General features: G+C 34.0%; 25 protein-coding genes, 1 tRNA gene and 1 other RNA gene. 14 read left to right on the forward strand and 13 right to left on the reverse strand.

Annotated features, from left to right (window positions below; genetic code table 11):
- The first annotated feature begins 3 nt into the window (after positions 1 to 3).
- The 4 genes from EQM13_RS00885 to EQM13_RS00900 all read left to right on the forward strand — a co-directional run bounded on the left by EQM13_RS00885 (position 4) and on the right by EQM13_RS00900 (position 4,868).
- The gene (locus EQM13_RS00885) at positions 4 to 1,764 is read left to right on the forward strand and encodes a V-type ATP synthase subunit A (protein WP_071140654.1); all 1,761 of its coding nucleotides are present in this window, start codon (positions 4 to 6) and stop codon (positions 1,762 to 1,764) included.
- Between the two features lie 14 nt (positions 1,765 to 1,778).
- Positions 1,779 to 3,161 carry a V-type ATP synthase subunit B gene (locus EQM13_RS00890; protein WP_114219400.1) on the forward strand — a complete coding sequence of 461 codons (1,383 nt, stop codon included), beginning with the start codon at positions 1,779 to 1,781 and terminating at the stop codon, positions 3,159 to 3,161.
- Positions 3,162 to 3,165: 4 nt separating this feature from the next.
- The gene (locus EQM13_RS00895; RefSeq protein ID WP_114219401.1) at positions 3,166 to 3,783 is read left to right on the forward strand and encodes a V-type ATP synthase subunit D; all 618 of its coding nucleotides are present in this window, start codon (positions 3,166 to 3,168) and stop codon (positions 3,781 to 3,783) included.
- 143 nt (positions 3,784 to 3,926) lie between these two features.
- The gene (locus EQM13_RS00900; RefSeq protein WP_128751656.1) at positions 3,927 to 4,868 is read left to right on the forward strand and encodes an AAA family ATPase; all 942 of its coding nucleotides are present in this window, start codon (positions 3,927 to 3,929) and stop codon (positions 4,866 to 4,868) included.
- 72 nt (positions 4,869 to 4,940) lie between these two features.
- Here EQM13_RS00900 and EQM13_RS00905 read toward each other — a convergent pair whose 3' ends face one another.
- Positions 4,941 to 6,395, reverse strand: coding sequence for a nicotinate phosphoribosyltransferase (locus EQM13_RS00905; RefSeq protein ID WP_071140635.1), 1,455 nt, complete (start codon positions 6,393 to 6,395; stop codon positions 4,941 to 4,943).
- Between the two features lie 242 nt (positions 6,396 to 6,637).
- Between EQM13_RS00905 and EQM13_RS00910 the strand changes: the two genes are divergently transcribed.
- On the forward strand, positions 6,638 to 7,009 hold the full coding sequence (locus tag EQM13_RS00910) for a metal-dependent transcriptional regulator (protein ID WP_071140636.1): 372 nt from the start codon (positions 6,638 to 6,640) through the stop codon (positions 7,007 to 7,009).
- Between the two features lie 86 nt (positions 7,010 to 7,095).
- Here the strand turns inward: EQM13_RS00910 and EQM13_RS00915 are convergent, their stop codons facing one another.
- The 5 genes from EQM13_RS00915 to EQM13_RS00935 all read right to left on the reverse strand — a co-directional run bounded on the left by EQM13_RS00915 (position 7,096) and on the right by EQM13_RS00935 (position 10,354).
- Positions 7,096 to 7,236, reverse strand: a complete 141-nt coding sequence (locus EQM13_RS00915) for a FeoB-associated Cys-rich membrane protein (protein WP_083381933.1) — start codon at positions 7,234 to 7,236, stop codon at positions 7,096 to 7,098.
- Positions 7,237 to 7,252: 16 nt separating this feature from the next.
- The gene (gene feoB, locus EQM13_RS00920; RefSeq protein ID WP_071140637.1) at positions 7,253 to 9,406 is read right to left on the reverse strand and encodes a ferrous iron transport protein B; all 2,154 of its coding nucleotides are present in this window, start codon (positions 9,404 to 9,406) and stop codon (positions 7,253 to 7,255) included.
- Between the two features lie 92 nt (positions 9,407 to 9,498).
- Positions 9,499 to 9,720 carry a FeoA family protein gene (locus tag EQM13_RS00925; protein ID WP_071140638.1) on the reverse strand — a complete coding sequence of 74 codons (222 nt, stop codon included), beginning with the start codon at positions 9,718 to 9,720 and terminating at the stop codon, positions 9,499 to 9,501.
- A gap of 13 nt (positions 9,721 to 9,733) precedes the next feature.
- A complete protein-coding gene (locus EQM13_RS00930) occupies positions 9,734 to 9,943 on the reverse strand; it encodes a FeoA family protein (RefSeq protein WP_071140639.1) in 210 nt (69 codons plus the stop codon).
- A gap of 108 nt (positions 9,944 to 10,051) precedes the next feature.
- Positions 10,052 to 10,354: a DUF2325 domain-containing protein gene (locus EQM13_RS00935; protein ID WP_071140640.1), complete on the reverse strand. Its 303-nt coding sequence runs from the start codon at positions 10,352 to 10,354 to the stop codon at positions 10,052 to 10,054.
- A 355-nt stretch (positions 10,355 to 10,709) separates the two neighbouring features.
- Here EQM13_RS00935 and EQM13_RS00940 point away from each other — a divergent pair, with 355 nt between their 5' ends.
- The 5 genes from EQM13_RS00940 (at position 10,710) to EQM13_RS00960 (ending at position 14,934) form a co-directional block, all read left to right on the forward strand.
- Positions 10,710 to 11,522 (forward strand): hypothetical protein, encoded by an 813-nt coding sequence (locus EQM13_RS00940; RefSeq protein WP_071140641.1) that lies wholly within the window; start codon positions 10,710 to 10,712, stop codon positions 11,520 to 11,522.
- 118 nt (positions 11,523 to 11,640) lie between these two features.
- The gene (locus tag EQM13_RS00945; RefSeq protein ID WP_114219409.1) at positions 11,641 to 11,910 is read left to right on the forward strand and encodes a TIGR03905 family TSCPD domain-containing protein; all 270 of its coding nucleotides are present in this window, start codon (positions 11,641 to 11,643) and stop codon (positions 11,908 to 11,910) included.
- Between the two features lie 143 nt (positions 11,911 to 12,053).
- The gene (locus EQM13_RS00950; RefSeq protein ID WP_128751657.1) at positions 12,054 to 14,423 is read left to right on the forward strand and encodes a heavy metal translocating P-type ATPase; all 2,370 of its coding nucleotides are present in this window, start codon (positions 12,054 to 12,056) and stop codon (positions 14,421 to 14,423) included.
- A 16-nt stretch (positions 14,424 to 14,439) separates the two neighbouring features.
- Entirely contained in the window at positions 14,440 to 14,649 is a 210-nt protein-coding gene (locus EQM13_RS00955) for a heavy-metal-associated domain-containing protein (protein WP_128751658.1), read from the forward strand.
- Positions 14,650 to 14,661: 12 nt separating this feature from the next.
- Positions 14,662 to 14,934 (forward strand): metal-sensing transcriptional repressor, encoded by a 273-nt coding sequence (locus tag EQM13_RS00960; RefSeq protein ID WP_240662974.1) that lies wholly within the window; start codon positions 14,662 to 14,664, stop codon positions 14,932 to 14,934.
- A 42-nt stretch (positions 14,935 to 14,976) separates the two neighbouring features.
- On the opposite strand, the gene clpB is transcribed toward EQM13_RS00960, so the two are convergent.
- From clpB to EQM13_RS00985, 5 genes are all read right to left on the reverse strand, one after another.
- Entirely contained in the window at positions 14,977 to 17,565 is a 2,589-nt protein-coding gene (gene clpB / locus EQM13_RS00965; protein WP_128751660.1) for an ATP-dependent chaperone ClpB, read from the reverse strand.
- A gap of 11 nt (positions 17,566 to 17,576) precedes the next feature.
- Positions 17,577 to 18,521 (reverse strand): DnaJ C-terminal domain-containing protein, encoded by a 945-nt coding sequence (locus EQM13_RS00970; RefSeq protein WP_128751661.1) that lies wholly within the window; start codon positions 18,519 to 18,521, stop codon positions 17,577 to 17,579.
- A gap of 240 nt (positions 18,522 to 18,761) precedes the next feature.
- Positions 18,762 to 20,348 (reverse strand): ABC1 kinase family protein, encoded by a 1,587-nt coding sequence (locus EQM13_RS00975; protein WP_240662975.1) that lies wholly within the window; start codon positions 20,346 to 20,348, stop codon positions 18,762 to 18,764.
- Positions 20,349 to 20,390: 42 nt separating this feature from the next.
- Positions 20,391 to 20,687: a phasin family protein gene (locus tag EQM13_RS00980; RefSeq protein ID WP_071139911.1), complete on the reverse strand. Its 297-nt coding sequence runs from the start codon at positions 20,685 to 20,687 to the stop codon at positions 20,391 to 20,393.
- Positions 20,688 to 20,712: 25 nt separating this feature from the next.
- Positions 20,713 to 21,156 carry a YaaR family protein gene (locus EQM13_RS00985; protein ID WP_128751662.1) on the reverse strand — a complete coding sequence of 148 codons (444 nt, stop codon included), beginning with the start codon at positions 21,154 to 21,156 and terminating at the stop codon, positions 20,713 to 20,715.
- A 133-nt stretch (positions 21,157 to 21,289) separates the two neighbouring features.
- On the opposite strand from EQM13_RS00985, the gene EQM13_RS00990 reads away from it, so the two are divergent.
- From EQM13_RS00990 to EQM13_RS01005, 4 genes are read left to right on the forward strand one after another with little or no spacing between them, the layout of a single operon-like run.
- Positions 21,290 to 23,701, forward strand: a complete 2,412-nt coding sequence (locus EQM13_RS00990; protein ID WP_128751663.1) for a DUF6240 domain-containing protein — start codon at positions 21,290 to 21,292, stop codon at positions 23,699 to 23,701.
- Between the two features lie 2 nt (positions 23,702 to 23,703).
- Complete coding sequence (locus EQM13_RS00995) at positions 23,704 to 23,904, forward strand: hypothetical protein (protein ID WP_128751664.1); 201 nt, start codon at positions 23,704 to 23,706, stop codon at positions 23,902 to 23,904.
- Positions 23,891 to 24,796, forward strand: a complete 906-nt coding sequence (locus tag EQM13_RS01000) for a flagellin N-terminal helical domain-containing protein (RefSeq protein ID WP_128751665.1) — start codon at positions 23,891 to 23,893, stop codon at positions 24,794 to 24,796. The genes EQM13_RS00995 and EQM13_RS01000 overlap by 14 nt, the downstream gene beginning before the upstream one ends.
- Positions 24,797 to 24,809: 13 nt before the next feature.
- Positions 24,810 to 25,250: a flagellar export chaperone FliS gene (locus EQM13_RS01005; RefSeq protein WP_114219417.1), complete on the forward strand. Its 441-nt coding sequence runs from the start codon at positions 24,810 to 24,812 to the stop codon at positions 25,248 to 25,250.
- A gap of 64 nt (positions 25,251 to 25,314) precedes the next feature.
- Here EQM13_RS01005 and ffs read toward each other — a convergent pair.
- Positions 25,315 to 25,579, reverse strand: an RNA gene (gene ffs / locus EQM13_RS01010) — signal recognition particle sRNA large type.
- 12 nt (positions 25,580 to 25,591) lie between these two features.
- Positions 25,592 to 25,683, reverse strand: a tRNA-Ser gene (locus tag EQM13_RS01015).
- Positions 25,684 to 26,125: the final 442 nt, after the last annotated feature.

Here is a 26,125-nt window from a genome sequence, read left to right on the forward strand (position 1 = left end):
TTGATGGGAAATATCATAATGATTAACGGTCCTGTCATTAAGGGAGAGAATATGACAGGGTTTAAAATAATGGAAATGGTACTGGTTGGTGAAAAAAAACTTTTAGGAGAGGTAATCTCTATAGAAGGAGATATAGGAACTATACAAGTTTATGAAGAAACAGAGGGACTGAAAAAGGGAGAAAAAATTGTATCTACAGGAAGGCCTCTTTCTTTGAAGTTAGGTCCCGGAATGATTGGAAATATATTTGATGGTATTGAAAGACCTCTTAAGCAAATTAATGATAATTTTGGAAGTTTTATTCCTGAAGGAATTGGACTTATAAATTTGGATGAAAATAAAATCTGGGATGTAGAGATTCTTGTTAATGCAGGGGATGAAATAGAAGAAGGGCAGATATTCGGGACAGTGGAGGAAACTTCCTTAATAGTTAATAAATTAATGATTCCCGTAGGTATAAAAGGAAAAATAGTTGAAGCGAAAAATAGCGGAAAATATAAATTAGAAGATGTATTGCTTAAGGTAGAAGATAAAAATGGAAGAGTTCATGAAATAAAAATGTATCAAGAATGGCCTGTAAGAATTCCGAGACCTATTAAAGAGAGAATTCCTATAAATAAACTGCTTGTTACGGGACAAAGAGTATTGGATGTATTTTTTCCCATAGCAAAAGGCGGAACAGCAGCTTTGCCGGGAGGATTCGGTACGGGGAAAACTATGACTCAACATCAGTTGGCAAAATGGTCTGATGCAGATATTATTGTATACGTAGGCTGTGGAGAAAGAGGAAATGAGATGACGGAGGTTTTAGAGGATTTTCCGAAGCTTATTGATCCTAAGACGGAAAAGCCTATAATGATGAGAACAATCCTTATAGCCAATACTTCCAATATGCCTGTTGCGGCAAGAGAAGCAAGTATATATACGGGAATTACTATAGCCGAGTACTATAGGGATATGGGTTATCATGTAGCTGTGATGGCGGATTCTACTTCAAGATGGGCGGAAGCTTTGAGAGAAATATCTGGAAGGCTGGAAGAGATGCCTGCTGAAGAAGGATTTCCTGCTTATCTTCCGTCAAGGCTGGCTCAATTTTATGAAAGAGCGGGATACGTGAATACACTAAATGATAAAGAAGGTTCTGTAACTATAATAGGAGCGGTTTCTCCTGCCGGAGGAGATTTTTCCGAACCTGTTACTGAGAATACTAAGAGGTTTGTAAACGTGTTTTTAGCATTGGATAAAGAGCTTGCTTATTCAAGACATTATCCTGCAATTAATTGGCTCACAAGCTATAGCGGATATTTAGATATGTTAAGGGATTATTATGAAGAAAATTTAGGCGAGGACTTACTTGCCCTCAGAGCAAAGATGATGAAAATACTGTTTGAGGAGAATAAACTTCAAGAGATTGTTTTGCTTGTAGGAGAAGATGTTCTTCCTGATGATCAAAGGCTTTTATTGGAGATTGCAAAAGTTATTAGGATAGGTTTCTTGCAGCAAAATGCTTTTCATAAAGAAGATACATTTGTTCCGTTAAAAAAACAGTTAGAAATGTTAAAAACAATAGATTATCTATATGAAAAAAGTTTTAAAGCCGTAAAAATGGGAATTCCCATTTCTCAGGTAAAAAATGATGAAATATTTGAAGATGTAATAAAGATGAAATACACTATTCCGAATAATGATTTGAGCGGAATAGAAGACATTAAGAAAAAAATAGATAATTATTACTTAAAGCTTTGCAATAAATATACGGAGTAGGAAGGTAGATATTTATGAGAAAAGAGTATTTACTCCTTGATAGAATAGAAGGACCCCTTATAGAACTTTCCGATGTAGACGAGGTAGGATATGGAGAAGTTGTAGAGGTAAAGACTTCTGGAAATGAAAAAAAGTTGGGAAAAGTAGTAAAAATTGAGGGAAATAAAGTAATAGTACAGGTTTTTGGTGATACTTCCGGTATCTCTATTAAAAATTCAACAGTAAATTTTAAAGGAGAACCTTTAGAGCTTCCTCTTTCGAGGGATATATTGGGCAGAACTTTTAATGGGCTGGGAAGGCCTATTGATGGGGGCGGAAATATATATTCCAAGAAAAAATATAATGTAAACGGAAGGCCTATAAATCCTGTAGCAAGAAGATATCCGAGAAATTATATACAAACAGGGATATCTTCAATTGACGGACTTATGACTTTAATAAGAGGTCAAAAATTACCTGTTTTTTCAGGGAATGGTCTTCCTCATAATGAATTGGCTGCTCAAATAGTAAGGCAGGCCAAATTACAATCGGAAGATGGTAAAAAAGAGGAATTCGCCATAATATTTGCAGCAATAGGAGTTAAGCATGATGAAGCTAATTTTTTCAGAGAAAGTTTTAGCGAATCCCAGGTTCTTGAGAGAGTTGTTATGTATATAAATTATGCAGATGATCCTATCATGGAAAGGATTATTGTTCCCCGTTGTGCTTTAACTGCGGCGGAATATTTGGCTTTTGAAGAAGGAATAAATGTCCTTGTAATTATGACGGATATGACAAGTTATGGCGAGGCCCTGAGGGAGATTTCATCATTGAGGGAAGAGGTCCCCAGCAGAAGAGGGTACCCGGGTTATTTGTATTCTGATTTGGCAAGTTTATATGAAAGGGCAGGAATGCTTAAAGGCAGTAAAGGTTCTATAACATTGATTCCGATTCTTACTATGCCTAATGATGATATTACTCATCCTATTCCGGATTTGACGGGCTATATAACAGAGGGACAGATAGTTCTTTCAAGAGAATTGTATCAGAAAGACATATATCCTCCCATTAATGTGTTGCCGTCTTTGTCAAGGCTTATGAAGGATGGGATCGGGAAGGGTTATACAAGAGAAGATCATCCTGATTTAGCTAATCAGTTGTTTTCGTCTTATTCAAAAGTTCAAGAAGTGAGATCTTTGTCACAAATAATAGGAGAAGACGATCTGACCGAAAGAGATAGGAAATATCTTCAGTTTGGTAAGGAATTTGAAGAGAAATTTGTTAAGCAAGGATTTAACGAGAATAGAGATATTAGTGAGACCTTCGATATATCCTGGGACTTGTTATCGATTTTGCCTGTAGAAGAGCTGGATAGAATAGATCCCAGTCTTATAGATAAATATCTGAAAATAAGGTGAGAATATGGCTGTTTATAAAATGACCCCCACAAAAGCTAATTTAATAAAATCAAAGTCTGCTCTTCAGTTTTCAAAAAAAGGGTATGAACTTTTAGATAAAAAAAGGACTGTCCTTATTAAAGAGATGATGTCTTTAATAGAAAAGGGAGTAAAAGTTCAGGAAGAAATACAGAAGAATTTTGAGGAGGCATATAGAGCACTTCAGTATGCAAATATTACTATGGGAGTTAATGAGGTTGAAGAATTAAGTATGTCTCTAAAGAAGGAAGAGGGGTTTGATATACTTTTAAAAAGCGTTATGGGAGTAGAAATACCATATATAAAATATGAAAAAGAATCTATTTCTCCTGAATATGGTTTGCTGAAAACCAACCCTGCTTTTGATGAAGCTGTGTTAAAGTTTATAAGTATCAGATATTTGGTATATGATTTTGCACAAATAGAAAATTCTATTTATAAATTGGCTATGGAAATAAAGAAGACGCAGAAGAGAACAAATGCATTGGAAAAAATTCAGATGCCAAGATATGAAAGGGAGATAAAATATATACAGGAAGTACTGGAGGAGAAAGAAAGAGAAGACTTTTTTAGACTTAAAAAGGTGAAAAAAAAGAAGAAATAAATATACGCATCCGTATGGGATGCGTTATTGTTTTTTTTGAATTTGTCATTGAAATATTATATCATACTGCATGTACAATTTACCGAAATTTTGTTAACATAATAGTATAAGATAAAAAGTATGCAGGAGAAGGAGAAAATAAAATGGATGTAAAACCTTTTGTTACTTTTAGAGAGAATGTTTTAAAAAATGTTTCCCAAGCAATAGTGGGGAAAAGAGAAATTGTAGATCTTCTTATAATTTCTTTTATAGCAGGAGGTCACATATTATTGGAAGATGTTTCCGGTCTTGGAAAGACAACGATTGCTAAAACTTTTGCTAAAACAATAGGAGTCCCATTTAAAAAAATACAGTTTACTCCGGATTTGCTTCCGGCTGATCTTGTAGGTATAAATTATTATAATGAAAAAACCGGGAAATTTGATTTTAAAAAAGGTCCATTTTTTTCAAATATAATTCTTGCCGATGAGGTAAACAGAGCAACCCCCAGAACTCAATCAAGTCTTCTTGAAGCCATGGAAGAGAAGCAAATAACCGTAGACGGAGAGACTAAGACTCTTAACCCCACTTTTATGGTTTTAGCTACTCAGAATCCTGTAGAAAGTTATGGAACATTTCCTCTTACTGAATCTCAAACGGATAGATTTTTCATGAGGATAAATATAGGCTACCCTACGAAAGATGAAGAAAGAGAAATAATACTTAGAAATGAAACAAATATTATAGAGAATGTACATTGTATAATAAAGGAAGAGGAAATAAAATATTTGTCTGAGAATTATGGAAAAGTTTACGGAAGCGAAGATATCATGAATTATATAATAGATATAATAGAAAATACAAGAAAAAATGATAAGATAGAATTGGGTGTAAGTCCGAGGGGAAGTATTGCATTATTTAAGGCAAGCCAGGTTTATGCGGCAATCAACGGAAGAGACCATATAATACCTGAAGATATAAAAAAGGTTGCTGTTCATGTTCTCAACCACAGGATAGTATTAAAAAAGAAAGGCAAGATGGAAGAATCAGTAAAAGTAATAAAGGAGTTAATTGATAAAACAAAGGAGCCAACGGAGAAGAACTAAATAAGAAAAATAAGTAAAAAAAAACTTCGATATTGAAAACGAATTTATCCTTGATATCGAAGCTCCCTTATTTTATTCGTATTTTCTTAATAAGTCAGTTTTTATATTCCATAAAATATCTGACAAGTCCACAAAATATTCATGTGGGTTTTCAAAACGAAGAACTTCATCCCACAGAGTACTTATTTGTTCTTTGCAATATTTTTGTATATCTTTAATATTTGGGCTTTCATAAACACAATTACCTTTATCAAATATCTTTATTAATAATTTTCTGGCAGTGAAATTGGTTAAGGTCTTCTTCTTCCAGGTATATAGAGGATGGAATATTTGATAAGGCTTTGATTCATCTATTATTTCGTCATGAAGGGAAATAACATCGGCAGTCGCCTTTCCGCTTGTTTTATCATATAACCTATATACTTGTTTAAATCCTGGGATAGTAATTTTATCTACATTTTCACTTATTTTTATTTTAGGTATAATTTTTCCTTCCGATTCTATTGCCACTAATTTGTAAACTCCCCCGAATACGGGTTCTGATCTGGCAGTTATAAGTCTTTCACCAACGCCGAGAGAGTTAATTGCTGCTCCTTGGTTTATTAGATCCTCAATTACATACTCATCTAAACTGCTTGATACAACTATAGGACAATCTTCAAATCCGGCCTTGTCTAACATTTTTCTTGATTCTTTTGAAAGATATGCAATATCACCGCTGTCTATTCTTACTCCCTTAGGTCTGAAGCCTCTGGGAATTACTTCTTCCTGAAATGTTTTAATAGCATTGGGAATTCCCGATTTAAGTACATTATAAGTATCTACTAATAAAACGCAATCATCAGGATATAATCTTGCATATGCTCTGAAAGAATCCAATTCTGAAGGAAATATCTGAACCCAGCTATGAGCCATTGTGCCTAAAGCGGGAACTTCAAAATCTCTGTCGGTTATAGTGCAGGCGGTTCCAACGCAGCCTCCGATGTAAGCGGCTCTTGCCCCCAATATAGCTCCTTCATATCCTTGAGCTCTTCTGGAACCGAATTCCATAATAGGTCTTCCTTGAGCAGCTCTGACGATTCTATTTGATTTTGTGGCTATTAAACTTTGATGATTAATAGTAAGGAGTATCATAGTTTCTAATATTTGAGCTTGAATTACCGGACCTCTAACCGTAACTATAGGTTCTTTTGGAAAAATAGGAGTTCCCTCGGGTATGGCCCATACATCACATTCAAATTTGAAATTTTTTAAATAATTAAGGAATTTTTCGCTGAAAATATTTTTATTTCTGAAATATTCTATATCATCATCATAAAACTTTAAATTTTTCATGTATTGAATTAGCTGTTCTACTCCTGCCATAATGGCGAATCCGCCATTATCAGGTATTTCTCTGAAAAACATATCAAAATAAGCAATAGTATTTTCCATTCCATATTCCATATAACCATTTGCCATAGTGAATTCATAGAAATCAGTAAGCATGGTTAAATTATTTTTATCTTTCCAATCTATATTGGCCATTTTAAAGTCTCCTTTATTGCATATTATTGCCATCATTCTATTCCATTATAGACTTTATAATGTGAAAATTCAATACTTTAATATTATTATATATTTTAACGGGTCTATTAATTTGCATATATACTTTAAATCATTACTATTTTATAAACGTATTTTTTGACCTATAAATCTTGAAAAACCATTTAATTTTTGTTAACATAAAATCATAGTACCTATAATATTTATTGAAAAGAGGCTTTGATATGAAGATACAAGAGTCAGCCGAAAATTATTTAGAGACTATTCTGATATTACAGCAAAGAAACGGCCAAGTTCGCTCAATAGATATTGTCAATGAGATGAATTTTAAAAAATCCAGTATCAGCGTTGCTATGAAACATTTTAGGGAAAACGGTTATATTTGTATGGATGAAGATGGATATATTACCCTTACGGAAAGTGGATTGGCAATTGCCGAACATATCTATGAGCGTCATCGGACACTTACGAAGTACTTTATGGCTCTTGGTGTCAGTGAAAAAAATGCAAAAAAAGATGCCTGTAAGATCGAACATGATATCAGCGAAGAAAGCTTTAATAAAATTCGAGAACATTTGTCAAAATTACAACAATAATATCAGAGATGGAGTTATAATATGGGTTAGTTTATGATAAGAAAAGGGATGGATATAAAAATCCATCTCTCTTTTTTTTAAAACATTTATTTGCAATGACTTTTATCTGTAATGGGACAACTACTGCATCCGCAGTTACAGCCGCCGTTTTTAGTTGTTTTAAAAGATTTATAGCCAGCAAATATCATTGCTCCGATGACAATAGCTCCGATAATCCATGTTGCCATAAGATCACCTCCCTTTTTATGCTGCTACTTTCTTATTTAAAGTATCATGGCTTGCTTTATCAGGGTCGTACCTTCTGAACAGCATGTATAGGATGAAAATTATTATAAGCACAGATAAAATTGCCCCTATACCGAAAGGTCGACCAAGAATCCAAACACTTCCGAGTTGATTTACGATAAAAGCTAATACATATCCTACAAGGAATTGATAGCCTATTGCAATCCATGTCCATTTTCCTCCGCCCATTTCACGCTTTGTAGCGCCGATTGCTGCAAAGCAAGGTGGACAAAAGAGGTTAAATACCATAAATGAAAGTCCGCTGACAACAGTAAACATTGATGCAACATTGGCAATAAATGAAGGGTCACTTTCACTTATGTCACTGCCTAAACCAAACAATACACCAAAGGTACCAACTGCATTTTCTTTGGCTACAAGGGCACTTACTGAAGCAACTGCACCTTGCCAAGTTCCAAAACCGAGAGGAGCAAAGATTGGTGCTATAACATTTCCAATGGAAGCAAGTATACTCTTGTCTGCATCTTCAACCAATTGAAAACTCCAGCTGAAATTGGAGAAGAACCAGATAATGCCGCATGCTACGAAAATAACAGTACCGGCTTTTTTAATAAATAATTTGCCGCGTTCCCACATATGAATGAGGACCCCCTTAAAACTTGGAAGATGATATTGAGGAAGTTCCATTACAAATGGTGCAGGATCACCTGCAAATATTCTTGTCTTTTTTAAGATGATACCTGAAATAATAATTATTGCAATTCCAAGAAAATACATGGAAGGACCTACCCAAGTAGAATGTGGGAAAAATGTTGCGGTCATCATAGCAATGATTGCTAATTTTGCACCGCAAGGCATAAAAGTTGTAAGTATAATAGTCATTTTGCGGTCTTTTTCGTTTTCAATGGTTCTTGTTGCCATGATACCCGGTACACCACATCCAGAGCTTATAAGGATTGGTATGAAAGATTTACCCGAAAGACCAAACTTACGGAAAATTCTATCCATGATGAAAGCTATACGTGCCATATAACCTGAATCTTCCAAAATAGACAGGAAGAAAAACAGAATAAACATTTGAGGCACAAATCCAAGCACAGCACCGACACCACCGATAATACCATCAACAATAAGTCCGATAAGCCATTTTGCAGCGCCTACAGCTTCAAGTCCTGACGTAGCCCAATTTGTTATCCAAGTGCCGAACAATACGTCGTTTGTCCAGTCCGTTACGATAGAACCGAGAGAAGAAACGGATACATAGTAGATGAGCCATATAATTGCAGCAAAAATCGGAAGTGCCAGCCAACGGTTTGTTACTATTTTATCAATTTTATCAGAAGTAGTCAATTTAGTTTTATTTTTCTTAGATACACATTTGTCAATGACCTTAGCAATATAGGCATACCTTTCATTTGTAATAATACTTTCAGCATCATCATCTAATTCATCTTCACAAGAAGCAACAATGCTCTCGATTTGGTTCCTGATGTCGGCCGAAAGGCTTACTTGTTCCATGATTTTTTCATCTCGTTCAAAGAACTTAATGGAAAACCAGCGTTTGGATTCATCATCTACTTTTCCTGATATTACTTTTTCAATTTGAGATAATGCATTTTCTATCTTCTCAGAAAACGGATGTAGCGGAGAATTTTTTTTATTTGCCTTTACAATTTCAATGGCTTTATCGATTACTTCTTTGGAACCAATACCCTTTAAAGCAGAAGTTTCGACTACCTCACAGCCAAGGGTCTTGCTCAGCTTGCCGGTATCGATAACATCGCCATTTTTGTGAACTATATCTATCATATTAAGGGCCATAACAACAGGAACACCAATTTCGGTAAGCTGCGTAGTTAAATAAAGATTTCTTTCAATGTTGGAAGCATCGACAATATCAATAATAACATCAGGTTTTTCGTTAACAAGATAATTTCGAGAAACAACTTCCTCCAAAGAATAAGGCGAAAGAGAGTATATACCAGGTAAATCCTGAATAATAATATCATGATTGCCTTTGAGCTTTCCCTCTTTTTTTTCAACAGTTACACCAGGCCAGTTACCTACATATTGAGAGCTACCCGTCAGGTCGTTAAACATGGTTGTCTTACCACTGTTAGGATTACCTGCAAGAGCAATTTTAATAGACATTTTGATTCCTCCTTAATTCATAATAAGTTAGTTAGAGCTAACTCTCGTACTTAATATTACTAAATATAATATAATTACTATAAATATTTTGATTAGCTTACCTCGATTTTTTCGGCTTCTGCCTTACGTAGGCTAAGTTCATAGTTTCTTACCTTAATTTCAATCGGATCGCCTAAAGGAGCTACCTTACGAACAAAGATTTTACATCCATTGGTAATACCCATATCCATAATTCTACGCCTAACAGCGCCCTCACCATGCAACTTTACTACACTTACAGTTTCACCGCATTTCACATCTCTTAATGTTTTCATTATTTATTCCTCCTTAAATCATAATTCTATTCGCCATACTTTTATCTAAGGCTACACGAGTGTCCTTAACTATTAAAATCACATTTCCGGACATCTCAGATACAACAGTGACATTTTCACCAACTACAAAACCAAGACTTCCTAAAAAACGTCTCGTTTTATCTTTTCCGGTGATTCTTTTAATACAATTTGGTTCTCCTATTCTTGCCATTGTAAGGGGCATAATACAATCCCTCCTTTTTAAGATTATGACTGTCTAACCACAATTCAATATATCTGAATAATCAAAGTTAGTCATAACTAACTTTGATGCTGATAAAATTTATTGTAACTAATTATACTGTCCCACAGCTATATTAAAACTTTTGCTTAATGTTTCTTCTATATTTGCCCAACTTCTGCGAGAAAAGAAAATCTTTGCATTGCTGTTTTTTAACTGCTTCTTAATTATTTTTGTAGTTTGATGGTTTATATAATCGGTCAATACCAAAATGACATCAGTGTTCTTAGGTATTTTTAAAGATTTTTGCTTATTATTTCTTCCCGAAATATGGGTAACAGTAGAGAATCCTCTCTTTTTTAGATTGTCTTCAATACCGCCTAAATAATCGCCTCCTATCACTAAAAGACTCATATACCATTTCCTCCTATTATAGTTTTATATTTTTAACTCAATCTTAATTACTTTTATGTGGTGGATCAATATTGTATTTACATTAGTATATGTATGCATTCAATAATACTAATGATAATCATTTTCATATCTAATATTATAGTATTATAAATTATCAACAAAGTCAAATGTTTTTTAGATAATATAGCGTTTGCCCATAAAAATTTTATTAGATTTTAACTTTTTTGTAACTACTTCGTATATATATAATGGTAGAATAAAAAAAGTGAAAGAAGTTTTTAATATTCTGCAGAGGTTATAAATAAATGGGTAATATATTTATAACAAGAAAAATAATCGAAAGGGGATTGTAAGTGTGAAAAAAAAGGTTATGTTTTTATTCTTAGTTGTAATTATGGGCATATTTTCTTTTAGTTATTCTTATGCTGATGAAATTCAACAATCAGGAATAAATAAAATTGTTCTTTCAGAAGGTGAAAGAATAATTCAGTTGAAAAAAGAAGATGTAAACGGAGACGGGGTGAAAGATTCCGTTTATATGATAGGCAAGAATTTATTTGCAGATAGTATATATAGTTCTATACAGGTAAAGGTACTTGACGGGAAGACTAATGATATATTTGATATAGATTTTGGGGATTTTGCAGGATATGGAGGGAAGATGGAAGTAGTAGATTTCACAGGAGATAAAATTCCCGAAATAATGATTTCCGCAGATACAGGAGGAAGCGGAGGCATAGTAGATACAAGAATAGCTTCATTTAAAGATAACAAGACCAATATAATATATGGTGAAGAAGAAAATAAAGGATTTAATTTCACTGGAAAGTTTATTGACGGATTTAAAGTTGAGTTAAGAAGTGATTTTTTAAAAAATCCATTAACGTTAGATGTAAGCAGAAATTCTTCTTCATATATAGAAGGTGATATATATTCAAAAGACGGGAAATTTATCGGTAAAAATACAGAGCCCTGGTCTGATTCCTTTGGAAAGATTGATGCAATAGATTATGACGGAGACGGAACATATAATATTGAAGGAGTACAACGTATATCGGGAGCTTGGCATGCCGACGGGATATCTACGGTAACATCCGAATGGAATTATAAAGATGGAAAATGGAGCCCCATTTCAGCAGAATATACTGTACCTTTAAATTTAGAGTAAATAATGGATAAATAAAATTTTAGATACTTTGTATAAATAATTTATACAAAGTATCTTTTTTGTACTTAATTGTTGTATAATATCTTATGAATATAATTATCTGAAGGGAGAATATAATATGTACGAATTTATTCCAAGGGGGGTTTGCTCCAGAAGAATTTTTTTTAACATAGAAGACGGGAAGATTAAAGATTTAAATTTTGTCGGAGGCTGTAATGGAAACCTTCAAGGGATATCAAGATTAGTCGAAGGCATGACTCCTGAAGAAGTGATAAAAAAGCTTTCCGGAATTAAGTGCGGAGGGAAGAAAACGTCATGTCCGGATCAGCTATCGAGAGCATTAACCGAATATTTGAAAACAAGTGATGAAAAAGCGGCAAGTAATTAGTTGGATTATAAAAGGTTGGTATTTTAATAATACCAGCCTTTTATTTTAAAAAAATAAAAAATATCTTTACAAATGTTTTATTCGGGGTATAATAATATTGACAGGCCCCATATGGGGAGGGGTATCTAAAGGAGATGATATTTATGGATAAAATTAAAACTACCATTGGCGTTCATGGAATGACTTGTGCTGCATGTGCTTCAAGAATCGAGAAGGCACTTTTAAAACAGGAAGGCGTGGATAGCGCCTCTGTAAACTTATTGGCCGAAAAGGCTGTTATAGAATATGACAAGGGCAAAACCGACATGGAAAATTTGATTAAGACTATAGAGAGAACAGGGTATGAGGCAGTTTTTGATAGAGCAACTTTTTTGATAGGAGGCATGACCTGCGCTGCATGTGCTGCAAGGGTAGAGAAAAGTTTAAAGAAGGTAAACGGGGTAGTAAATGCTAATGTAAACCTTGCTACAAATAAAGCATCGGTGGAGTATTCAAAGGATGATACAGATATTAAAAGTTTAATAAAAGCAGTTGAAAAAGCAGGATACAAGGCTGAATTAGAGGAAAAATCAAATCCGGACAAAGAAAAGGAAGCGAGAGAAAAAGAAATTAAATCTTTAAAAACATCTTTTATAATATCTGCAATATTCAGTATACCTTTATTTTCAGCAATGTTTTTCCATATGGCCGGTATTCATACTATACTTTCTAACGGATATTTTCAGCTGATATTGGCTACTGTGGTACAGTTCGGAGTAGGCTACAGATTTTATAAAGGGGCCTTTGTTTCTTTGAGAGGCGGAGGAGCCAATATGGATGTACTTGTAGCAATGGGAACATCAGCCGCTTATTTCTTCAGTCTGTACAATTTGATTATGGGGATGGAAATGTATTATTTTGAAGCATCTGCTATGATTATTACTTTAATATTGCTGGGAAAAACTTTTGAAGCTGTGGCCAAAGGAAAGACATCGGAAGCCATTAAAAAATTGATGGGTCTTCAACCTAAAACTGCTAAAATAATAGTAGACGGTTCAGAAAAAGATATACCTATAGAAGAAGTTCAGGTAGGGGACATAATAGTGGTTCGTCCCGGAGAAAGAATACCTGTAGATGGAGAGATAATAAAGGGGAATTCCTCCGTAGATGAGTCCATGATTACGGGAGAAAGCATCCCTGTAGATAAAAAAGAAGGGGATGAGGTAATAGGGGCCACTATTAATAAGTATGGTACTTTTAATTTTAAGGCAACAAAGGTTGGAAAAGATACGGCTTTGTCTCAAATTATAAAATTAGTAGAAGATGCCCAAGGTTCCAAGGCTCCTGTTCAGAGGCTGGCAGATAAAATATCGTCAATATTCGTTCCCACGGTTATATTAGTGGCTGTAGCTACATTTCTTCTTTGGTATTTTGTAAAGGGTGACTTTACTTCGGGACTTATTAATGCCGTATCCGTATTGGTTATTGCCTGCCCCTGTGCTTTAGGGCTGGCTACTCCTACAGCTATAATGGTAGGAACCGGTAAAGGAGCAGAAAACGGCATCTTGATCAAAAGCGGTGAACATTTGGAAAAAACTCATGAATTGGATACTCTGATATTTGATAAGACAGGAACCATTACAAAAGGTGAACCCGAAATCACGGATATAGTTGTCTTTGACGGCAATGAAGAAGAAGTATTAAGACTTGCCGCCATAGCGGAAAAAACTTCTGAGCACCCCCTTGCCAAAGCTATTGTGCAAAAGGCTGAGGAAAGAAACATGGATATTGAAATTTCCGAAAAATTTGCTGCTATTCCCGGGAGAGGGATTCATGCAACTATTGAAGGGAAAGAAGTATATATAGGTAACAGAAGGCTTATGGAAGAAACGGGAGTTGAAATGGATGATGTGAAAGACGAACTGTTTCGACTTGAAGGAGAAGGGAAAACCTCTATGATATTGGCTGTGAATGGGAAAATTTCAGGAATAATAGCTGTTGCCGACAGTGTTAAGGATAATTCAGAAGAAGCTATCAGAGAATTAAAAAATGCCGGATTAAATATATATATGATCACGGGAGATAATGAAAGAACGGCTAAGGCGATTGCCAATGAAGTAGGGATAGATAATGTTCTGGCTGATGTCCTTCCCGAGAATAAAGCCAAAGTAGTAGAAAAATTAAGAGGAGAAGGTAAATTTGTAGGAATGATAGGAGACGGCATAAATGATGCTCCCGCATTGGCAGCATCTGATGTAGGCTTTGCCATAGGTACAGGTACGGATGTGGCTATGGAGGCCGCCGATATTACCCTTATGAGAGGGGATTTAAGGGGTATAGTTACGTCTATCAGGTTAAGCCGTAGAACCATGAGAACTATAAAGCAAAATCTGTTTTGGGCGTTTGCCTATAATACGGTTGGAATACCTATTGCGGCTTTGGGATTTTTAAATCCCATGATAGCCGGAGCGGCAATGGCTTTTAGTTCAGTTTCGGTTGTAACAAATTCATTAAGGCTAAAAAAATTTAAATAAATTAAGGAGGATATTTATGAAAAAAACAGTATTTATAGAAGGAATGTCTTGTTCTCATTGCGCAAATGCAGTGAAAGAATCATTGGAAGCGTTAGACGGAGTTGATAAAGTAAAGGTTGACTTAAAAGGCAAAAAGGCTGTAGTCAAAGGAGAAAATTTGGATGATGGAGAGATAAAAAAAGCGGTTAGTGATGCGGGATATGAAGTGGTAAATATTACAGAATAGTTGGTGATGTAAATGATGAACGAAGAAAAACAGGCTGCCATGAATCTTTTGAAAACTGCAAGAGGACAACTTGATGGAATTGTTAAAATGATTGAAGATGACAGATATTGTGTGGACATTTCCAAGCAGATCCTTTCTGCCATGGCGTTATTAAAGAAGGCAAATATAGATATATTGGATCAGCATATCAGGCACTGTGTCAGAACAGCGATTTTGGAAGGAGAGGAACAAGGGGATCAGAAAATAGACGAGATAATAAATATAATAGAGAAGTATATGAAATAAGAAAAATTTAATGGGGCAGTTCCTTGAGCTGCCCCATTAACATTATTCAACACGAAAAACTAAACTGTTTTTGTCCACGTCTATTATCACTTTATCCTTATCCTTTATATCGCCCTTAATAATCATTTTTCCAAGCTCGGTTTCCAAATTCTTTTCCAAAAACCTTTTTATAGGTCTTGCACCGTATTGTACCGAATACGCTTTATCTAAAACAAATTCCTTTGCGGCACCGGTTAAATTTAAAGTGATTTCTCTGTCTTCAAGCCTTTTTTCTATTTCATTCATTAACAAATCAATTATTTCATATATTTCATCTTTTTGAAGAGGCTTAAACGTTACTATTTCATCAATTCTGTTTAAAAATTCAGGTTTAAAAGTCCTTCTCATTTCTTCGTTAACCTTTTCTTTTGCAAATTCGGAAATACTGCCGTCATCCTTTAAACCTTCCAACAGATAAGAAGATCCTAAGTTTGATGTCATTATTATGACCGTATGTCTGAAATCTACCGTTCTTCCTTGATTATCTGTAAGTCTCCCGTCGTCGAGAACCTGAAGGAGTATATTAAAGACATCAGGATGAGCTTTTTCTATTTCATCAAAGAGTATCACCGAATATGGTTTTCTTCTTACCGCTTCCGTTAATTGCCCTCCTTCATCATATCCTACATATCCCGGGGGAGCACCGATAAGTCTTGATACAGAGAATTTTTCCATATATTCACTCATATCAATTCTTATCATATTTCTTTCATCATCAAAGAGTGCTTCGGTTAAAGCCTTAGCAAGTTCGGTCTTTCCTACTCCCGTAGGACCAAGAAATATAAAAGAACCTACAGGCCTGTTTAATGCCTTAAGTCCTGCCCTTGCTCTTAAGACTGCATTAGACACGTCTTCTACTGCTTCATCTTGACCTATTACTCTTTTATGAAGGATTTTATTTAAATTCAGCAATTTTTCCCTTTCACTTTGAACTAATTTGGTAATAGGTATTCCTGTCCATTTAGAAACAACTTCAGCGACTTCCTCTTCGGTAACCTCTTCTTTTAACATCCTTTCGCCGCCTTTATTGGCATTCTTGGCAACTTCCAATTCTTTTTCCAATGCAGGGAGCTTACCGTATTTAAGTTCTGAAAGCTTCCCCAAGTCGTATTTTCTTTGAGCTTCTTCAATCTCCCATTTTAACTTATCTATCTGTTCCTTTATTTCCTTTACTTTTCTTATATTCTTCTTTTCACTTTCCCATTGAGCTTTTTTTACATCATAATCGGATTTATATTCGGAAAGCTCTTTTTCTAACTTTTTCAGTCTTTTTAGAGAACTCTCGTCGGTTTCTTTTTTAAGAGCCTCTCTCTCAATTTCAAGCTGCATTATTTTCCTTCGAATTTCGTCTAATTCTACAGGCATACTGTCTATTTCCGTTCTGATCATGGCAGATGCTTCATCCATTAGGTCTATTGCTTTATCGGGAAGGAACCTGTCGCTTATATATTTGTCGGAAAGAGTAGCACAAGCAATAACTGCTCCATCGGAGATTCTGATACCGTGATGAATTTCATACTTTTCTTTAATTCCTCTCAAAATGGAGATGGTATCTTCTACTGACGGCTGATCCACTAACACCTTCTGGAATCTCCTTTCCAAAGCCGCATCCTTTTCGATATATTTTCTGTACTCATCCAAAGTAGTGGCACCTATACAATGAAGCTCTCCTCTGGCAAGCATTGGTTTCAAAAGATTAGATGCATCCATTGAGCCTTCCGTTCTTCCTGCACCGACGATATTGTGAATTTCATCGATGAACATTATTATTTTCCCTTCGGATTTTTCTACTTCTTTAAGAACCGTTTTTAATCTTTCTTCGAATTCTCCTCTATACTTAGCCCCTGCAATTAATGCTCCCATGTCCAAAGCAAATATGGTCTTTTCTTTAAGGCCCTCCGGGACATCTCCGTTTACAATTCTTAAGGCAAGTCCTTCCACTATTGCGGTTTTTCCTACTCCCGGTTCTCCTATTAATACAGGGTTATTTTTTGTTCTTCTGGAAAGTATTCTGATCACATTTCGGATTTCATCGTCTCTTCCTATAACAGGATCCAATTTTCCGCTTTTAGCTTCTTCTACCAAGTTTCTTCCGAATTTTTTTAACGGATTATAGGTATCTTCCGGATTATCGGAAGTAATGGTTTGATTTCCCCTTATTTTCTTTAATGCTTCTAAGAATCGTTCCAAATTTATATTATATTTTTTAAATATTTTTTCAGACGGAATATTTTTTTCTTTTAATAGTGCAATGTAAAGATGCTCTACTCCTACATATTCGTCTCCGAATTTTTTCAATTCATCTTCTGACTTTAACAGTATTTTTGAAAATGTTCTGGAAGGATATACGGCACTTGAACCGTCGCCGTACTGCTTAGGCAAATTTTTAACATCTTTCTCTACATCAGCAGTTATAAGAGATGGTTTTTCTCCCATAAAAGACAGTACTTTTGGAATCAGACCTTCCTCTTGAGTCATAAGGGCCAGATGAAGATGCAGCTCTTCAATTTGAGGATTTTCGTATTTTATTGTTAGTTCCTGTGCTCTCTGTATAGCTTCTTGGCTTTTTTGGGTAAATTTGTTTATATCCATATATATCACCTCTATGTTCTGGGATTATACCCGCAAATATTTTTTAACTCCTTATAAAGTTTTTCTTCCTCCTTAGAAAGAACATTAGGATTGACTATTAAAATTTCTATATATAAATCTCCTGTATTATTTTTCATATCCTTATATCCTTTGGAGGGGATTCTTATTTTCTGACCGGATTGAACTCCGGCAGGAATTTTGACTTTTATTTTTCCTGAAATCGTACTTACTACCAACTTAGTTCCAAAAGCTGCTTCCCACGGTAAGAGCTTAATTTTGGTGATTATGTCCAAACCTTTTATTTCATATTCTGAATTATTTAATATATTTATCTTTATATAGATGTCTCCCCTTACGCCTACTTTTTCCCCTCTGATTTTTATTTTTTTATTGGGAAGTATGCCCTTTGGAATCTTTACGGAAATAGTTTTGAGTTCATTTCCTATATACAAAGATATTCGTTTTTCGACACCATTATAGGCTTCCTCCAAACTGATACCTAACTCTGTTTCATAATTTTGTCTGGGTTCTTCGTAGAAAGAAGTTCTTCTTCTGCCGGTATTTCCTCTAAACAGATCTTCTATGTTGGAATCATTTCCACCAAAGAACATATTGAAGAAATCGCTAAAACCATCAAAATTGCCGCCATTACCAGTAGTATAAGTATATTTAAACCCCTTTCCGGAATTATCAAATCCAAATTGAGAGGGGTCAAAATCCTGACCGTTAGAAAAATTATAGCCACTGCCAAAGGCATCATATTTTTTTCGTTTTGCTTCATCTCCAAGAACTTCATTTGCTTCATTTATATCTTTAAATTTTTCTTGGGCCTTAGGGTCGCCTTGATTTAAATCAGGATGATATTTTTTGGCAAGTTTTCTGTAAGCCGTCTTAATCTCATCCTGAGTTGCATTCTTATCCACACCTAATATTTTATAATAATCCTTATATTGCATAAATACACACCTCCTAACTCCTTGGAGAAAAAGATTTAACTTTGACTTTCTTTGACCTTTCAATAATATTATAATAACTGACATTTAAAAAATCAATAGATTATTTAAATATATTTTATCCATTTTTAATATTTTTTTATAACCCATAGGAAAGCCATAATATACCTTAGTATGTGATCCAAAGTAAGTTTCAAAAAAGGCTTCTATTAATATGGTAATATTTCAATATAGAAGCCCTTTTCATAGTTTCCCTGATTTTAATATGGAAATAAGAAGCCAAAAACCTGCTATGGCCGCTCCTAAATATCCGACAAGGCCGATTATGGGTATATTGTATATTTTAATTCCTATATCTGCATTGATGACAAGAGAACTGCTGACTACCAGGCTTGCTACTATTATAGCAAAGATCAATCTATTCACCATTCTGTTTAATTCCGATATACTGTTTTCCATATTTTTAAATTCAAGATTAAGCTTCATTCTTCCGCCTAAGGCGTGATTTATAAGCAATAAAACTTTGGGAGATAGTTCTATATTGGATTTTAGGAAAGTATATAAATATTTCAACATATTGGTTGAATTGATTTCCTTTAAATTTTCCTGTATGATATGGCTTGCCACATAAGGTTCGGCTATATCTATTAAATTCATATCCTTATCCAACTTTGCTAAAAGTCCCTGTATTGTCATTAGGCTTTTAGCCAAAAGGGCTACATCCTTTGGCATAGCTATATTGTTTGATTTACATACTTTAAGGATTTCTTCCATTATTTGTGGGAGATCATATTCACCCATGGATTCGCCTATATATTTATCGTACATCATTTCTATATCGGAATGGAATTTGTTTATATCTACTGGTCCCCTTTTTATTCCAATCTTTAATACAGAATTGGCCATAGAATTAATATCTTCGCTAGCAGCACCTTTAAGGAATTCATTTAAGTGTTTCCTTAAATTTTTATTAAGTTCTCCCATAAGGCCAAAATCGATATACCCTATTTTTTTATTTGAAACTAAAATATTTCCCGGATGAGGATCGGCATGAAAATATCCATCTTCAAATATCTGTTTAAAATAATTATATGTGAGCTTTTCCGCAATATCTTTAAGGTCGTATCCCTCTTCTTCAAGCTTTTTTATATTGTCAATTTTGATACCTTCTATATAATCCATTACGAGGACTTTATCTGTGGAATATTCCTTGTAGGCTTTAAGGGATGCCATATACTTTACATCCTTGTTGTTTTCGTTAAACCTATTTATGTTGTTGAGTTCACTCAGAAAATTCAGCTCTTTTTTTGCTGCATCGGACAACTCGTCTATTACTTCTTTTGCGTTTATTACTTCCCCTTGGGAAATTAAATTAATAAAAGGGGTAAGTTTATTAAGTATATGGATATCGGCCATAAGCTTTTCTTTAACATTAGGGCGTTGCACTTTAACTGCTACGATATTTTCGGATTTGGTTCTTGCTAAATGGACTTGAGAAAGAGATGCACAAGCAAGAGGTTTTTTTTCAAAATAAGGGAACACTTGTGCTATAGGTTTTTGAAGTTCTTTTTCCACAATATCTTTTATAACATTAAAATCCTCGGATTTTACATTATCCTGAAGATTTTTTAATTCTTCTATATATTCTTTAGGCAGGATATCAGGTCTTGTAGATAATATTTGACCGATTTTTACAAATGTAGGACCTAAGTCTTCCAAAGCACGGCGAAATTCCTTAGGATTCCTGATGTTATTTTTAAATCCATGCTTTAAAAATACAGATATAATTTCTTTTAGCCTATCTCTTGTATAATATTTATCCATGTTCATAAAAAATACCCTGATTCTTCAAGGTATTTTTTAACCTCCCAATTAATTATTTTTTTCAATATTATCTATTCTCTGTTTTAATTCTTCAATATCCTGTTTTGTGGGAAGGTTCAATTCCGATAAAGCTGATTTTAATGTTTCTTTATCAATATTTTTGTTGAAATTATCTTTTTTGTATGTGTCTACTGTTTTTTTAAGTTCTTCGTTTAATTCTTTTCCCTGAGTAATTGTAAGCTCTCCCTTTTTTACAAGGTTTTCAATCATTTCCGTTCCCTTTTCATAACTTACAGCTATACTCCCTATTCCCGCAAGAAGCAAATTTTTTAAGCTTATTTCCACTTTCAATCCCTCCTAATTTAATATTTTATGTTAATATATCCAGAAGCAATCCTTTTATGTCGTTTAATCTTTTTAGTATTTTTAATCGGTTGTTTTCAACATCCAGGAAATCTTTAGTTAATTCGTCGAGTTCATTATCTACCATCTTCACTAAAGAATATACCCTATGCCTCCCTCTTCTATCCAAAGAATTTTCTTTAAAGAATACATGAGAGTTATTGACGGTAAGATGAAGAAATTTTTTAACAAGTTTTTTATATTCAACCAGATCTTCAATAAATAATTTATTTTGAAGTTTTGAGGATTCTTTTTCAATTTGAGTAAAAATTACCTTCAGCTCTTCCCTTATCTGTTCTTGCTGAATGTTATCCAATTTTTCTCTGAATTCTACGTTTATATCATCCTTTTTATTCACCTGTACTTTTTCGATCTGTTCCAAATGTTTTGTTCCCACTTTTTCGATCTGCACTAAGGAATCACTCCTCTCTCTTCTATCTTATATTATACATTATCGTCAAATAATATGGAATGAAATAGTTGGATATAAAGAATATTTTAATATTGTCGATAAAAATCTTAGAAAAGTGTAAAGGATGAAAAACATGGATCCCATAAAGGTAGAAACAAAAGAAAATGTGCTCAATGCTTATAGTGTGAGGCCTACTCTTCCTTACGATGTAGAAGGAGTGATATGCTCCAAAGAAGGCAAAAATGTGGAATTAAAGGCTAAGGTAGAGAATAAGAACGTATATTATTCTCTTAAATTAAAGGAAGAGATACCGGAGGATATAGGAGATTCGGCCTATATTAAAAAAGAAAATATTTTGTCTTGCAAGATGAAGGTAGTGGACCAAGAATATGAGGAAAAACAAGTAAATAAGATTGAGCAGATGATGGATGAACTGGGAATAGAAAAGGAAGAAGAGACAACGGAGGCTTTCAAGTCCCTTTATGACGAAGGTATTCCTCTGACAGAGGATAATATCAGTTCCATCCTTCATTCGAAAAAATGTTTGGAAGATGTAATAGAAAAAATAGATTATTCCACGGCCATTAAATTGATGAAAAAGGGAATAGATATAGAAAAAGATCCCTTATCAAAAATTGTCGAAGCATTAAAGGATATCCAAGGACAAGAAAAAATATCATTGAAGGATATAATTTTTAAAAAGAGAAGTATTGATTTAAAAGATGCGGAGGAAATAGCGGTAAAGATATATGGACGTACTATGGGTAAAGATATATATGACAGCATTATTGCTCTCTATAAAGAGGGAATGGATATAACGAAAGAAAATATTGAAAATGTCAGAGAAGTCGTATATAAATTGTATGATTTAAAGGATATAGAAAATAAGGTATTAATATCTACCATGTCCGATGATATTTCGGTAAATATAAATAATCTATATAAATTGAAACATTCCTATTCCCAAAATGAGATGAAATTTAATTTTGGTTCTGAACGATATGAAGAATTTACGATAACAAAAGAAGTAGATGCAGAAGAAATCTATAATATGATCAACAAGTTGAATATTGACAATACAGAAGAAAATGTCCTCATTATAAGAGATTTTATTCTTTCGGATGTAGATGTGAAAATAGAAAATATTGATAAGATGAAGGAAATGAAAGAAAACCTGTCCCAATTGATACAAAACTTTAATGAGGAAAGTGCTGCAAAGGTTATAAACCAAGGAATAGATCCCCTGACAGAAGATATTAAATCCCTTCTTGCCATAATCAGAAAAGAACCGGAAGGAAAAGCTGATAAATCAGAGGTACAAGAAGTAATAAGTAAGATAAACGAGTTAAAAGAAATAGATGATAAAGATTTGGTATTGCTTCTTAAAAAAGGAGAAGACTTTAATATTGATAAATTAAAGAGCATTTCTTCGGAGAAAAATAATAATATCAGTGGTGATAATAGAAAAGTAATAGATAAGGTTTCTAATCTGGTTAAAATATTTAATGAAGTGGGGGATTTGGATAAAGATGTAGTTTCCTTGGCAGTAAAAAGATTTTCTCAAATATCTCTTTATCATTTAATGGAAAGTAAGAAGGAATTGGAAATTGACGGGAATACAATATCCTCTGTGGGAGAGGTTTCAGATGATAGTATAAATATGATAAGAGCAGAATATTTCAAAGTTAAAAATTCTTTAACTTTGAATATGGTAAAAGAATCTGTAAAGGAAGGAATGGATATAGAATTGCTTCCTCTGTACGAAGTAAATGACTATATCGAAAAAAAATCTTTTAAAAATCAAAAAGCGGAAAGGTTTATAGACAGCATTAAAAATTTAAAAGGAAAAGAATTCGGACTTTTATCATCATCGATGAAAAACGGGTTGGATTTATCTTTAAAAGAATTGAATGATTTAAATGGATTTAATTCTAATAAAATAGGATTCGGAAGTTTAACAGAAAAGCTTTTAAAGGAGACAAGTTATGGGAATGAAGGAATAGAAAAAGCTGTGGGAGAATTTCAGAAAAAAAGTAAAGATCTTTCCGATAATATTAAAGAAGGTAATGAAGAAATTAAAGAAAAATATAAAGACCTGATGAAAGCCTTTCAGGAATTGGAAAGTTCTTTGGAAGAAAAAAAGGATGAGAACCAATTATATGATGAGATAAAGGAGTTAAAGAGGAATCAAAGATTCATTTCAAAGGAAGATTTGATGATTCAATTTCCCATAGCTTTGGGAGATGATTTTGAAAATCTTCAATTGATAATTTTAGACGGAGAAAAAGGAATAGATAAAGATAAAATGACTTTTCTTCTAAATATCAATACACCGAATATGGGAGATGTGAAATTTAAATTAAGAACTCAAGGTAAAAATATATTCGGCGAGATCGATGGAGAAGGGGCAGATTTAATAATAGAAAAGTCTCAAATCTTAAAAGAAAAATTAGAAAGTATCGGATACAATCTAAAAGGTTTGTCAAAGAAGGGGAAAGAGAAGAATGTAAATTATTCTTTTAAATTAATTGATAGGAAGATATAAAGGTGAAATTAAGAATAGTACAAAAAAAGCAAATAAAAAGGGCTTATGAGAAAAAGAAGATCGGCGGAGAAATAATTTCCCGAGAAGACAGAAAAAAGGACGTAATAGACAAAGTACCGGATGAGATGTTTTTAATATTGAAAGAGACTTTATCTTTTGTAGAAAAAATTAACGTTGAGGAGGAGAACAATGAGAATAAATAATAATATTCCGGCATTAAATACTCATAGAATACTAAACATCAATACTGAGGCTATGCAAAAAACTTTAGAGAAGCTTTCTTCAGGCAAGAGAATAAACAGAGCATCTGACGATGCAGCGGGGCTTGCCATCTCTCAGAAGATGAAAGCTCAGATAAATGGGCTTAAACAGGCTTCCAGAAATTCTTTAGACGGGATATCCCTTATTCAAACAGCAGAAGGAGCCTTAAATGAAGTTCATTCCATGCTTCAAAGGATGAGAGAGCTTTGTGTTCAGGGAGCAAACGGAGTGTATAAGGATGAAGATTTAGGAGCAGTAGCAGATGAAATTAAAGAATTAACGGAACAAATAAATAAGATTGCAACGGATACGGAATTTAACGGCATTCCCATTCTTAAGGGAGATCTTGGAGTAAGCAAAAGTGAAAGTCAGACCTTAAGGCTTCAGATAGGAGCGGATGAAGGGCAATTTATAGAACTTGAAATGAAGGATATGAATGTAACAGTTACTGACTCAAACGGAAGCGGATTAAATATTGTAGGTAACAATATGCTGATTTCAGGTATCAACAGCAGCGGAAAATGTACAGTAAGCGAAGCACTTACGTCTCCCATATTTGAAAAGTGCATAACATTTTATAATGATGCTGTTAATAAGGTTGCTCATATGCGTTCTAAGCTCGGAGCTTATCAAAATCGTCTTGAGCATACAATAAAAAATACGGATAATGCTGTGGAGAATTTGACATCATCTATGTCCAGAATAGAGGATGTGGATATGGCATCCGAGATGTCCGAATATACGAAACTGAATATACTGCAGCAGGCAGGAACGGCAATGCTTGCTCAGGCAAACGAGCTTCCCCAGACTGTATTGCAGCTCTTAAGACAGTAGGAGATGATATTAATTGCTTAACAGATCAGAGGTGGAGAGGAGAATAGGCAGTACAAATTCTGCAGGACTTATTGCCATTCTTTATGAAGCCCTTATAGATAATTTCAATGACAGTATTAAGGCAATAGAGAATAATGACAGGGAAACTTTGAACTTCATAAATAATAATTCAAGGGATATATTAGCAGAACTTATATCCGTTTTAAAAGGGGATTCCGAGATAGCTCGTAATCTAAGGGAAATATATATCTATTTAAACAAACTTATAACAAAGGCTGAAAATTTCAGAAATCCGGACTTATATGAATCCGCTGCAAAGATAGTCAGACCCCTTTATGATGGGTTTATGCAGCTTGAAGAATCCGAGGACCCGAAGGTTGTTGCGGGATTAACCTATGGAAAGAATTTTGTTTCGGAATATAACTATAAAGAAGGTAAAACTTTTAAGGGATAAAAGATTATTTTGCATAATAAAAACCTTTAACATTAAGAATAATGCTAAAGGTTTTTTTATGTAGCCGTACACCCGGCTTTGACTTATTACCTTAGGTGTTACTTAGGTAGTTAACTCACATTAGGTTTTCCTACGGCACATGAAAGTGTCTATTTACCGCTGCTTCCTTCCGGACCTGACGGGGTTCATAAATTTTCATTGCGCAGGGCCCAATAATCATTGCCACTTATCTAAGGCGAACCCTACTGCAAAAAAGCCGAGGCCGGGAATTCAATCCTGCTATAGCGGATTGCAGGTACAGGACACCGCTAATTTCCCATCTAGTACGGCAAAGGTTAAAATGGCGGAGAGGGCGGGATTCGAACCCGCGAGACGATATACTCGTCTACCCGCTTTCCAGGCGAGCGCCTTCAACCAACTCAACCACCTCTCCGTGCGTTGCTCTACATATTATTATATATTGATATATGACTTATCAACTACAGAAATATATTATACATGAGAAATTTTTATATGTCAACAGATATAAAAATTCATGATAGTGTCAATAGATTTGTTTTAACAAAATATCAAAAACTTAACGTCCTTCATTTTCTTATTATACCATTTCCATCTTAATTATTTAAGTAAATGCTGTTTAGATTATTTAGCTCTATATCCTTATTATTGACCTTAATTCTTTGTATAATCCTATCTTTTTACCCATCTCAACAGTCATCAACCTCTTGTTGTATGAATACTTATATTCGTTTATCGTATTTCTTAATTCTTTTATTAATTCATCTTGTTTGTTCTCTTTATCTTATTTTTTGGGCCATTATAATGTCATATACTTTGCCCCATTTCCCTTATATATTAACAATTTAGACAGATGG

This window comes from Acidilutibacter cellobiosedens (assembly GCF_004103715.1).
GTDB lineage: Bacteria > Bacillota > Clostridia > Tissierellales > Acidilutibacteraceae > Acidilutibacter > Acidilutibacter cellobiosedens.

Coding starts and splice junctions, on each gene's coding strand:
- EQM13_RS00890 (WP_114219400.1), top strand. CDS start 1,779: ATGAGAAAAGAGTATTTACTCCTTGATAGAATAGAAGGACCCCTTATA.
- EQM13_RS01000 (WP_128751665.1), top strand. CDS start 23,891: ATGAGAATAAATAATAATATTCCGGCATTAAATACTCATAGAATACTA.
- EQM13_RS00905 (WP_071140635.1), bottom strand. CDS start 6,395: ATGGCCAATATAGATTGGAAAGATAAAAATAATTTAACCATGCTTACT.
- clpB (WP_128751660.1), bottom strand. CDS start 17,565: ATGGATATAAACAAATTTACCCAAAAAAGCCAAGAAGCTATACAGAGA.
- EQM13_RS00950 (WP_128751657.1), top strand. CDS start 12,054: ATGGATAAAATTAAAACTACCATTGGCGTTCATGGAATGACTTGTGCT.
- EQM13_RS00970 (WP_128751661.1), bottom strand. CDS start 18,521: ATGCAATATAAGGATTATTATAAAATATTAGGTGTGGATAAGAATGCA.
- EQM13_RS00960 (WP_240662974.1), top strand. CDS start 14,662: ATGATGAACGAAGAAAAACAGGCTGCCATGAATCTTTTGAAAACTGCA.
- EQM13_RS00930 (WP_071140639.1), bottom strand. CDS start 9,943: ATGCCCCTTACAATGGCAAGAATAGGAGAACCAAATTGTATTAAAAGA.
- EQM13_RS00885 (WP_071140654.1), top strand. CDS start 4: ATGGGAAATATCATAATGATTAACGGTCCTGTCATTAAGGGAGAGAAT.
- EQM13_RS00955 (WP_128751658.1), top strand. CDS start 14,440: ATGAAAAAAACAGTATTTATAGAAGGAATGTCTTGTTCTCATTGCGCA.
- feoB (WP_071140637.1), bottom strand. CDS start 9,406: ATGTCTATTAAAATTGCTCTTGCAGGTAATCCTAACAGTGGTAAGACA.
- EQM13_RS00915 (WP_083381933.1), bottom strand. CDS start 7,236: ATGGCAACATGGATTATCGGAGCTATTGTCATCGGAGCAATGATATTT.
- EQM13_RS00935 (WP_071140640.1), bottom strand. CDS start 10,354: ATGAGTCTTTTAGTGATAGGAGGCGATTATTTAGGCGGTATTGAAGAC.
- EQM13_RS00895 (WP_114219401.1), top strand. CDS start 3,166: ATGGCTGTTTATAAAATGACCCCCACAAAAGCTAATTTAATAAAATCA.
- EQM13_RS00945 (WP_114219409.1), top strand. CDS start 11,641: ATGTACGAATTTATTCCAAGGGGGGTTTGCTCCAGAAGAATTTTTTTT.
- EQM13_RS00990 (WP_128751663.1), top strand. CDS start 21,290: ATGGATCCCATAAAGGTAGAAACAAAAGAAAATGTGCTCAATGCTTAT.
- EQM13_RS00925 (WP_071140638.1), bottom strand. CDS start 9,720: ATGAAAACATTAAGAGATGTGAAATGCGGTGAAACTGTAAGTGTAGTA.
- EQM13_RS00910 (WP_071140636.1), top strand. CDS start 6,638: ATGAAGATACAAGAGTCAGCCGAAAATTATTTAGAGACTATTCTGATA.
- EQM13_RS00900 (WP_128751656.1), top strand. CDS start 3,927: ATGGATGTAAAACCTTTTGTTACTTTTAGAGAGAATGTTTTAAAAAAT.
- EQM13_RS00975 (WP_240662975.1), bottom strand. CDS start 20,348: ATGAACATGGATAAATATTATACAAGAGATAGGCTAAAAGAAATTATA.